The 9,429-nt window shown below is 70.8% G+C and carries 9 protein-coding genes; 5 read left to right on the forward strand and 4 right to left on the reverse strand.

The annotated features are described in order from the left end of the window. Window positions 1–89 precede the first annotated feature (89 nt). Window positions 90–929 (forward strand): helix-turn-helix transcriptional regulator, encoded by an 840-nt coding sequence (locus ACFULQ_RS47190; RefSeq protein WP_383557485.1) that lies wholly within the window; start codon window positions 90–92, stop codon window positions 927–929. Window positions 930–1,269: 340 nt separating this feature from the next. On the opposite strand, the gene ACFULQ_RS47195 is transcribed toward ACFULQ_RS47190, so the two are convergent. Continuing rightward, entirely contained in the window at window positions 1,270–2,658 is a 1,389-nt protein-coding gene (locus ACFULQ_RS47195) for a cystathionine beta-synthase (RefSeq protein WP_383557472.1), read from the reverse strand. A 163-nt stretch (window positions 2,659–2,821) separates the two neighbouring features. Between ACFULQ_RS47195 and ACFULQ_RS47200 the strand changes: the two genes are divergently transcribed. The 3 genes from ACFULQ_RS47200 to ACFULQ_RS47210 all read left to right on the forward strand — a co-directional run bounded on the left by ACFULQ_RS47200 (window position 2,822) and on the right by ACFULQ_RS47210 (window position 6,355). After that, window positions 2,822–3,850: an SGNH/GDSL hydrolase family protein gene (locus ACFULQ_RS47200; RefSeq protein WP_383557474.1), complete on the forward strand. Its 1,029-nt coding sequence runs from the start codon at window positions 2,822–2,824 to the stop codon at window positions 3,848–3,850. 215 nt (window positions 3,851–4,065) lie between these two features. Beyond that, a complete protein-coding gene (locus tag ACFULQ_RS47205) occupies window positions 4,066–5,286 on the forward strand; it encodes an acetyl-CoA C-acetyltransferase (protein ID WP_383557477.1) in 1,221 nt (406 codons plus the stop codon). A gap of 268 nt (window positions 5,287–5,554) precedes the next feature. Further along, window positions 5,555–6,355, forward strand: a complete 801-nt coding sequence (locus ACFULQ_RS47210) for a hypothetical protein (RefSeq protein ID WP_383557479.1) — start codon at window positions 5,555–5,557, stop codon at window positions 6,353–6,355. Window positions 6,356–6,368: 13 nt separating this feature from the next. Here ACFULQ_RS47210 and ACFULQ_RS47215 read toward each other — a convergent pair whose 3' ends face one another. Beyond that, complete coding sequence (locus ACFULQ_RS47215) at window positions 6,369–6,680, reverse strand: hypothetical protein (RefSeq protein ID WP_383557480.1); 312 nt, start codon at window positions 6,678–6,680, stop codon at window positions 6,369–6,371. 102 nt (window positions 6,681–6,782) lie between these two features. Here ACFULQ_RS47215 and ACFULQ_RS47220 point away from each other — a divergent pair, with 102 nt between their 5' ends. Further along, on the forward strand, window positions 6,783–7,013 hold the full coding sequence (locus ACFULQ_RS47220) for a DUF4287 domain-containing protein (protein ID WP_020137875.1): 231 nt from the start codon (window positions 6,783–6,785) through the stop codon (window positions 7,011–7,013). A gap of 63 nt (window positions 7,014–7,076) precedes the next feature. On the opposite strand, the gene ACFULQ_RS47225 is transcribed toward ACFULQ_RS47220, so the two are convergent. After that, the gene (locus ACFULQ_RS47225) at window positions 7,077–7,970 is read right to left on the reverse strand and encodes a Bax inhibitor-1/YccA family protein (protein ID WP_383557482.1); all 894 of its coding nucleotides are present in this window, start codon (window positions 7,968–7,970) and stop codon (window positions 7,077–7,079) included. Window positions 7,971–8,125: 155 nt separating this feature from the next. Next, a complete protein-coding gene (locus tag ACFULQ_RS47230) occupies window positions 8,126–9,301 on the reverse strand; it encodes a 4-hydroxybenzoate 3-monooxygenase (RefSeq protein ID WP_383557484.1) in 1,176 nt (391 codons plus the stop codon). Window positions 9,302–9,429 lie beyond the last annotated feature (128 nt).

A 9,429-nucleotide genomic window follows, 5' to 3' on the forward strand; every position in this document is an offset into this window, starting at 1 on the left:
GTGCGGTCGGTGTCCACCAGCCCGTCCGGCGTTTGAGGACGAGGCCCCTCAAGGGCCGAAGCGGGGTCTGGGGGCGCAGCCCCCAGGCGGTGGCAACAACACCGAGCACTCGGCGAGGTCACGGCGTTCGCGCCGCGGGCACCCGCATCCAGCCGGCGGAGGTGGGGCTGCCCTCACACGGCCGGCGTCGGGTGCCGGGGCTGCGCCGCGAGGAGGTGGCACAGCTGGCCGGCGTGAGCGTCGACTACTACATCCGCCTGGAGCAGGGCCGGGGTCCGAGCGTCTCGGACGCCGTCCTGGACGCGATCGCCCGGGTGCTGCGGCTGGACGAGACCGAGCACGCCTATCTGCACGCGGTGGCCCGCCCCCCGAAGAGGGCTGAGCGCAGGCGCACCGCACCCCGGGTCCGCCCCGGGATCCAGCTGCTGCTCGACGGCATGGAGCGGGTTCCGGCTTTCGTCCTCGGCCCCGCCATGGACGTCCTCGCCTGGAACCCCCTCGCCGACGCCCTGCTCGGCTTCAGCCGCATGGCCCCCGCCCACCGCAACACCGCGCTTCAGCTCTTCCTCAGCCCCGAGGCCCGCGAGATGTACCCGGACTGGGCCGCGGTCGCCGCGCAGACCGTCGCCCATCTGCGGCTGAGCGCCGGCTCCCAGCCCGAGGACCGCCGGCTGCGCGAGGTCGTCGGCGAACTCTCCCTCAAGAGCGAGGACTTCCGCCGACTGTGGGCCGACCACCAGGTCAGGGCGTGCATGTACGGCACGAAGCGCCTCCTGCACCCGGTCGCGGGCCTGCTGACGCTGCCCTACGAGTCACTGACGCTCCCGGAGACACCGGAACAGACCCTGGTGGCCTACACCCCGGAGCAGAACTCGGAGACCGCGGAGAGGCTGGCGCTGCTGGGCAGTTGGGCCAGTACGGGGGCGTAGAACGGCGCGGAGAAAAAAGTAGTGCGCGGGGACCGCCGCACCCCCGTTGACGGGGGGCGGGACGACGGCGGTCCCCGCGAGGGACGTCGACCGGGTCAGGCCAGGTCTGACGTCCGGCGTCCATGGAGGTCCGGGAGCCGCTCCGGAGGTCCTTGGACGTTCGGCGCCGGCTGGGGCGGGGAGCCGCTCCCGCCCTGCCGACATCCACTAATGTGCCGGACCCGTGTTAAGCGAGTGCTGCGCGGACGTGACACCCTCGTACCACTTCCGCGAAGTCGACCCTTTGGGTGGGAAACCGGAAGTTCGCCTCCGGCACCCGGCGTTCACCGGACGTTTCCCGCTACTTCCCGCCCTTGGCGAGGAAGGCCAGCAGGTCCTGGCGGCTGATGACTCCGGTGGGCTTGCCCTCCACGAGGACGATCGCCGCGTCGGCCGCACCGAGGACCGACATCAGGTCGCCGACCGGTTCGCCGGAGCCGACCTGGGGCAGCGGGGGCGACATGTGCTTCTCCAGCGGGTCCTCCAGCGAGGCCCGCTGGGCGAACAGCGCGTCGAGCAGCTCGCGTTCGACGACCGAGCCGACGACCTCGGCGGCCATCACGTCCGGGTGCCCGGCGCCCGGCTTGACGATCGGCATCTGGGAGACGCCGTACTCCCGCAGCACCTCGATGGCCTCGCCGACCGTCTCGTCGGGGTGCATGTGGACGAGGGACGGGATGGCGCCGTGCACCTTGTCGTTGAGGACGTCGGCCACGCGGGCGCTGGGGCCCTCGTCCTCCAGGAAGCCGTAGTCGGCCATCCACTCGTCGTTGAAGATCTTCGAGAGGTAACCGCGCCCGCTGTCCGGCAGCAGGACGACCACCACGCCGTTCTCGTCGAGGCGTTCGGCGACCCTGAGGGCCGCCACCACGGCCATGCCGCAGGAGCCGCCCACCAGGAGGCCCTCCTCCTTGGCGAGGCGGCGGGTCATCTGGAAGGAGTCCTTGTCGGAGACCGGGACGATCTCGTCGGCGACGGTCCGGTCGTAGGCGGTCGGCCAGAAGTCCTCACCGACGCCCTCGACGAGATACGGCCGCCCGGAGCCGCCGGAGTACACCGAGCCCTCGGGGTCGGCGCCGACGACCTTGACCCGGCCGTCGCTCGCGTCCTTCAGGTAGCGGCCGGTGCCGGAGATGGTGCCGCCGGTGCCGACGCCCGCCACGAAGTGGGTGATCTTCCCCTCGGTCTGCTCCCACAGCTCGGGGCCGGTGGAGTGGTAGTGGGAGAGCGGGTTGTTGGGGTTGGAGTACTGGTCGGGCTTCCACGCGCCGGGCGTCTCACGGACCAGGCGGTCGGAGACGTTGTAGTACGAGTCCGGGTGCTCGGGGTCCACGGCGGTCGGGCAGACGACCACTTCGGCGCCGTACGCCCGCAGGACGTTGATCTTGTCGGTCGACACCTTGTCGGGGCACACGAAGATGCACTTGTACCCCTTCTGCTGCGCCACGATGGCGAGCCCGACCCCGGTGTTGCCGCTGGTCGGCTCGACGATGGTGCCCCCGGGCTTGAGCGCGCCGCTCTCCTCCGCCGCCTCGATCATGCGCAGGGCGATGCGGTCCTTCACCGAGCCGCCGGGGTTGAAGTACTCGACCTTGGCCAGGACGGTCGCCTTGATGCCCTTGGTCACGCTGTTGAGCTTCACCAGCGGGGTGTTGCCGACGAGGCTGATCATCGAGTCGTGGAATTGCACCGTTGTCTCCGGATGCTTGCAAAAGAAAGTGGTCCTAGTGGTCCAGCCAGCCTATGGCCTGTTCGGGCGCCATGACGGCTGTTCACTCGCTGTGGGGATTGGGCCACGGTCCGTGCGGGGCAAGGAGTGGGTGTAGCGGGTACGACGGAGGTGGCGGCGACGTATGACGAGCATGTCGAGGGCGAGGGTGGCCCGGCGGATCGCGGCCGGCGCGGCCTATGGCGGTGGCGGTATCGGTCTGGTCGGAGCGGCGGCGATGGGGCTGCTGCTGGCGGAGGTCCGGCTGGCCAGACGTCAGGTGGGCAACGGCACGACGCCGCACGTCCCGCAGGCCGAGGGCCGGTACGGCCATGTGTACACGGTCCTGGGCGAACCCCCGCTGCGTCTGGTGATGCTGGGCGACTCGACGGCCGCGGGCCAGGGTGTGCACCGGGCGGGCCAGACCCCGGGCGCGCTGCTGGCCTCCGGGCTCGCGGCGGTGGCCGAGCGCCCGGTGGAGCTGCGCAACGTCGCCCTGCCCGGGGCCACCTCGGACGACCTGGACCGCCAGGTGGCGCTGACCCTGTCGGACCCGTCCCGGGTGCCGGACGTGTGCGTGATCATGATCGGTGCGAACGATGTCACGCACCGGATGCCGGCGACGCGCTCGGTGCGTCATCTCTCCTCCGCGGTACGGCGGCTGCGCACGGCCGGCGCCGAGGTGGTGGTGGGCACCTGCCCCGACCTGGGCACGATCGAGCCGGTCCAGCAGCCCTTGCGCTGGCTGGCGCGCAGAGCGTCCCGGCAGCTGGCGGCGGCCCAGACGATCGGCGCGGTCGAGCAGGGCGGGCGCACGGTGTCGTTGGGGGATCTGCTGGGCCCGGAGTTCGAGGCGAATCCCCGTGAGCTGTTCGGGCCGGACAACTACCACCCCTCGGCGGAGGGCTATGCGACGGCGGCGATGGCCGTGCTGCCAACGGTCTGCGCGGCCCTGGGCCTGTGGCCGGCCGACGAGGACCGTCCGGACGTGTCCCGCCGCGAGGGCTTCCTGCCGGTGGCGAGGGCGGCCGCGGAGGCCGCCTCGGAGGCCGGCACGGAGGTCGCGGCGGCGCTGCCGACGGGCCCGACCGGGCCGTGGGCCCTGCTGAAGCGCAGGCGCAGGCGGCGGGTCAAGGCGACAGAGCCGTCACCCGCCAGCCCGTCCGGCGTTTGAGGACGAGGCCCTTCGGGCCGATGGGGGGCTGGGGGCGCAGCCCCCAGGACGCGCACCCCACCGGTCCGCGGCTGTGTCGGCTCAACCGCCGGAGGCCAAAGCAAGCGCTTAGACATAGGTCACACCCCCACCCCCGTGACCCAGGCCATACGTACGGGTAACTTCCCAAGCAGCCCCCGTCCGGAAGAACATCCCGCACGCCAATGGAGCCCGTGATGCCCGAAGCCGTGATCGTCTCGACCGCCCGCTCCCCCATCGGCCGCGCCGTCAAGGGCTCGCTCAAGGATCTGCGCCCCGACGACCTCACCGCCACGATCATTCAGGCCGCCCTCGCCAAGGTCCCCGAGCTGGACCCGCGCGACATCGACGACCTGATGCTCGGCTGCGGTCTGCCCGGCGGCGAGCAGGGCTACAACCTGGGCCGGATCGTCGCCGTGCAGATGGGCATGGACCACCTGCCGGGCTGCACCATCACCCGTTACTGTTCCTCCTCGCTCCAGACGAGCCGCATGGCCCTGCACGCCATCAAGGCCGGCGAGGGCGACGTCTTCATCTCGGCCGGTGTCGAGATGGTCTCCCGCTACGCCAAGGGCAGCTCGGACGGCCTGCCCGGCACCACCAACCCGCTCTTCGACGAGGCCCAGGCCCGCACCGCGGCCACCGCCGCCTCCGAGGGCTCGACCTGGCACGACCCGCGCGAGGACGGCCTGCTCCCCGACCCGTACATCGCGATGGGCCAGACCGCGGAGAACCTGGCCCGCGTCAAGGGCGTCACCCGCCAGGACATGGACGAGTTCGGCGTCCGCTCGCAGAACCTCGCCGAGGAAGCCATCAAGAACGGCTTCTGGGAGCGCGAGATCACCCCGGTCACGCTGCCCGACGGCACCGTGGTCTCCAAGGACGACGGCCCCCGCGCCGGCGTCACCCTGGAGGCCGTCGGCGGCCTGAAGCCGGTGTTCCGCCCGGACGGACTGGTCACCGCCGGCAACTGCTGCCCGCTGAACGACGGCGCCGCCGCGGTCGTGATCATGTCCGACACCAAGGCGCGCGAGCTCGGCCTCATCCCGCTCGCCCGGATCGTGTCGACCGGCGTCTCGGGCCTGTCTCCCGAGATCATGGGCCTCGGCCCGGTGGACGCGTCGAACCAGGCGCTGCGCCGCGCCGGCCTCACCATCGACGACATCGACCTGGTCGAGATCAACGAGGCGTTCGCCGCCCAGGTGATCCCCTCCTACCGCGACCTGAACATCCCGCTGGAGAAGCTGAACGTGAACGGCGGCGCGATCGCCGTCGGCCACCCCTTCGGCATGACCGGCGCCCGCATCACCGGCACGCTCATCAACTCCCTCCAGTTCCACGACAAGCAGTTCGGCCTGGAGACGATGTGCGTGGGCGGCGGCCAGGGCATGGCGATGGTCATCGAGCGCCTCAGCTGACGGACCGTATCCAACCAACAACCCAGCGCCACCCTTTGGCCCAGAACCAAGGAAACTCCAAGGTTCTGGGCCGATTTGTGATCCAATCTCCCTCAGGATGTGACCTATATCGCTCGGGCGGGGATTTCCGCAGGTCACGCCCTTCCCTCCCTAAACCTCCGGCCCAAAGTCCTGTCCGATTCGTGACGTTACGCACTGACAGCGGGATGGTTGGCCCTTCAAGCTGATGTAGGAAGTCGGGGGTCGACTTTGAAACGGGAGTACGTCAGTGAGCGCCATGCCGATCGCCTTGCTGGTCACCACGGCCGCCACGGGCGCCGTGGGCGTCGCCGTCCTGCGCACCCTCATGGTGCTGCGCCGGCAGGTCGCCGCCCTGCACACCGAGCTCGCCAGGAACAGCCCCGCATCCCTGCGCGGCCTCCTTCCGGCCGCCCGCCCCGCCGCCGACGTCGACGAGATACGCGCCGCGGTGGCAGAGGCCCTCGCCGAGGAGCGTGAGCGCGAACTCGCCGAGGCGCGTGCCTTCTGGGCGGCGCAGGAGGCCCGGGACGCCTCCGACGCCCCGTCCCTGCTCGGCCTGCCCGACAGCGAGCTGTTCCTGCCCCGGCAGGCGGACTTCGTGGGCCTGGAGCCGGTGTCGGAGCCGTCGGCCGACCTGGACGAGTTCGCTGGGGGTGCCCCCTCTGGGGGAGACTCCCCGGAGCTGGCCGCGGCCCGCCGCCGGCACCCGAGCCACCCGGACTTCGTCCCGGTCGGTTCACCCGTCGTGAACGACCACGAACGCACGGTGGCGACCCTGGAGGACCTCGCGGCCTCCGGCACCGAACTGGCCGATGTCCGCCCCGGTCCGCTCGGCACCCTCGACGTCTACGTCTTCGCCGACGGCACCACGCTGTGCATGACCCCGGGCCACCGTGAGACGGCGGAGCGCCTCTCCGCGGCCCTGCGCGCCGGCGAGACCCCGGTCCTGCTGGGCGGTTCGGGCATCTCGGGCGCGTACACGCTGACGTTCGCGTGCGGCGAGGAGAACGTCTACATCCTGGCGGACCGGGTCATAGCCTCGCTTTGAGGCGCCGGGGGCCTCAGACCCCCGCCCGCTTCTGCGCCTCCTCCACCAACCGCACAGCCTCAGACACCTGGCCCTCGTCCGAAAGCACGAGGGCCAAGTCGTGCACGGCGACGGTGATCTGGTCGGCGGCGGCGAACATCCCGGCGTCCGGCATCTCCCGCAGCTCGGTGCCCGGCTCCTCCAGGACCTGCGTCCGACGGGCGAACTCCCGGGCCAGGCCCAGCGCCTCGGCGGCGGCTCCCCGTTGCAGACGGCTCTGCGGCGCCGCCCGCAACCGGTCGGCGAAGTGGTCCACAGCCTGGGTCAGACGCGAAGTATCAGCCACCCGGCAACGGTACGCGTCCCACCGGGACTGTTGCCAACACGCGAACGCTCAGGCACGGTGACCTGAAGGACCGGCTTACATCCCATGCGCACGGAGGCGCCGATGTCCCAAGTCTTCTCCGAGGAGACCCACCGCAACATGCTCGCCCGCATCCCCCATTGCACCGGTCGTGAAGTGTCCGACTGGCTGCGGACCGTCGACGAAGGCCCGGCCCTCTTCCGCTTCGAGGAAAAGGTCAGCTGGCTCCGCCACGAACACAACCTCGCGTACGGCCACGCGAAGGCGATCATCCACGAGTACGACCTGAGGAGGGCCGCGCGCAGGTACTTCTAGCCGCGCACATGCCGAAGGGCCCCAGGTGAGACCCGGGGCCCTTCGCCGTACGACCGTCGGAGACTAGTCGTTGCTGTTGAGGATCGCGACGAGGCGCAGGAACTCCATGTAGATCCAGACCAGCGTCAGCGTCAGACCGAACGCCGCCAGCCAGGCCTCCTCCTTCGGCGCGCCGTAGGCGATGCCGTCCTCGACCTGCTTGAAGTCGAGGGCGAGGAAGCAGGCACCGAGCAGGACGCCGATGACGCCGAACAGGATGCCGAGGCCACCGCTGCGGAAGCCGAGGCCGTCACCGCCGCCGAAGACGGCGAACAGCATGTTGACGACCATCAGCAGCAGGAAGCCGAGCGTGGCCGCCATGACGAAGCCGTAGAAGCGGCGGTTGACGCGGATCCAGCCCGCCTTGTACGCCACCAGCACCGCGACGAAGACCGCCAGGGTGCCGATCACGGCCTGCATGGCCGCGCCGCTCGCGATGCGGTTGTCGACGATGCTGGAGATGACGCCGAGGAACACGCCCTCGAACGCGGCGTACGACACGATCAGCGCGGGCGTGGCCTTGCGCTTGAAGGACTGGACGAGCGCCAGGACCATGCCGATCAGCGCGGCGCCGATACCGATGCCGTACGAGCGGCCGATGTTGGCGTCGTCGACCGGCAGCAGCGCCCAGGCGAGCGCGGCCGTGACGATCAGGACGCCGAGGGTGGTGCCGGTGCGCATGACGACGTCGTCCATCGTCATCCGGCCGGTGGTCACCGGGGCCTGCGGCGGCGCCCCCTGCTGAAGGTCCTGCTGGGCGTAGGGGTTGGTCGCGTACGGGTTGCCGGCCTGCTGGGCGTAGGGGTTGCCCTGCGTGCCCACTGCTGCGCCCCCGGCCTGCGGCGCGGTGTTGAAGCCCGCGTAGCCGTTGTCGCGGCTGAACCCCCGTCGCGAGAAGACCGGGTTGCTGCTCCTCATTTCACTCCTCCATGGCCACCGTGTGTGGGCCTTGCCTCAAGAGTAATGGGTAGGCAAAGGAATGACCCTAGTGCTTGAGGAGGATCTTCCCTCGTTGTCCCGGCCAACACGCTACGCGCGGGCGTGATTCCCGGCACCGGAGGGGTCACGGTCCGTCAGTCGAAGGGAAAGCCGGTGTATGCCTCGGCGAGGTCGGTCTCGGCGGCCCTGGACCCGGCGATGCGCTCCAGACGGGCCAGCTGCATCCGGTCCTCGAAGGGGGTGGCGTCGGGCGCCCGGTGCAGGAGGCCCGTCATGTCGTACGAGAAGCGTTCGGCCTGCCAGACCCGTCGCAGACAGGTCTCGGAGTAGCGGTCGAGGCGTTCCGCCGAACCGGTCTCCCTTTCGTACGACAGCGCCCTCGCGAAGGTCACGACGTCCCCCACGGCGAGGTTGAGGCCCTTGGCGCCGGTCGGCGGGACGATGTGGGCCGCGTCGCCGGCGAGGAAGAGCCGGCCGTGGCGCATGGGTTCGTGGACGTACGACCGCATGGGCGTGACGGACTTCTGGGTGATCGGTCCCCGGTCGAGCCGCCAGTCGTCGTCGGTCTCGAAGCGGCGCTCCAGCTCGTCCCAGATCTGCTCGTCGCCCCAGCTCTCGGCGTCGGTGCCCTCGGGGACCTGGAGGTAGAGGCGGGAGACGGAGGGGGAGCGCATGGAGAGGAGGGCGAAGCCGCGGTCGTGGCGGGCGTAGACGAGTTCGTCGTGGGAGGGCGGGACGTCGGCGAGGATGCCGAGCCAGGCGTAGGGGTACGTCCGCTCGAAGACGCGGGTCAGTTCGGCGGGAATCGCCTTGCGGGCCACTCCCCAGAAGCCGTCGCAGCCGACGACGTACTCGCACTCGAGGACGTCCTCGCGGCCCTCGTGGCGGAAGCGGATGCTCGGGGCGTCGGTGTCGGCGCCCTCGACGGCCAGGGCCTCCGCCTCGAACAGCAGCGGGCCGCCCTCCTTGAGCTGGAGGGCGATGAGGTCCTTGCAGACCTCGGTCTGGGCGTAGACCGTCACGGACCGGCCGTCGGCGAGGGCGGGGAAGTCGACGCGGTGGCGCTTCCTGTCGTAGCGCAGCTCGATGCCGTCGTGCCGCAGGCCCTCGCGGTCCATGCGCTCCCCGGCGCCGGCCGCGCGCAGCACGTCGACCGTGCCCTGCTCCAGGATTCCGGCGCGCTGGCGGTGCTCGACGTAGGCGCGGTCGCGGCTCTCCAGGACGACCGAGTCGATGCCGGCGTTGTGGAGGAGCCGGGCGAGGAGGAGGCCGGCGGGGCCGGCTCCGATGATGCCGACGGTGGTGCGCATCGGGCGTTCCCTTCGGGAGACCTTACGGCTTTGTTCGTCTGGTGAAGTTTCTTTCACTTCAGTGAGGCGAGTCTGCGCTGCGGGTCCGGCGCTGTCAATGGTCCTCGCGCGGACGTCCGGCCCACGGG

Origin of the sequence: Streptomyces sp. NPDC057253 (assembly GCF_042669125.1) — a bacterium.
In the GTDB taxonomy this organism is placed as follows: Bacteria; Actinomycetota; Actinomycetes; order Streptomycetales; family Streptomycetaceae; genus Streptomyces.

Coding starts and splice junctions, on each gene's coding strand:
- ACFULQ_RS47200 (WP_383557474.1), top strand. CDS start 2,822: ATGACGAGCATGTCGAGGGCGAGGGTGGCCCGGCGGATCGCGGCCGGC.
- ACFULQ_RS47205 (WP_383557477.1), top strand. CDS start 4,066: ATGCCCGAAGCCGTGATCGTCTCGACCGCCCGCTCCCCCATCGGCCGC.
- ACFULQ_RS47220 (WP_020137875.1), top strand. CDS start 6,783: ATGTCCCAAGTCTTCTCCGAGGAGACCCACCGCAACATGCTCGCCCGC.
- ACFULQ_RS47225 (WP_383557482.1), bottom strand. CDS start 7,970: ATGAGGAGCAGCAACCCGGTCTTCTCGCGACGGGGGTTCAGCCGCGAC.
- ACFULQ_RS47230 (WP_383557484.1), bottom strand. CDS start 9,301: ATGCGCACCACCGTCGGCATCATCGGAGCCGGCCCCGCCGGCCTCCTC.